Annotated in this window: 1 protein-coding gene; it reads right to left on the reverse strand. The window is 56.7% G+C overall.

Translation table 11 applies throughout. The features are described from left to right. Positions 1 to 284: dihydroxy-acid dehydratase domain-containing protein (locus tag ACTHS3_RS17730; protein WP_440368733.1), on the reverse strand; the 284-nt coding region annotated here is incomplete at both ends.

Consider the following 284-nt stretch of genomic DNA (forward strand, 5'->3'; position numbering starts at 1 on the left):
GTGCGACAGGCCGATGGCAGTACTCATGGCGATGACGTCACGGGAGAACAGCGACAATTCCATACCGGCGTAGCCTTGCGTGATGCCGTCGCACATGGCGGGCGTGCCGCCGGCGACTTGCGCGGTTGCGCCGTTTTTCTGCGCTTCGTCTTTAATTTGGTCGGGGAAGTCTTTAAACGGCTGGTGTGCGGAAACCATGTCGTTGTAGGCGGTGATGATGCCTAAGTTGGGAACGGTGTCCTGAAGCATTTCAATTTTGATGCTTTTGGGCATGGAGGCGTAGC

It is taken from the genome of Neisseria sp. P0009.S007, from assembly GCF_051962515.1.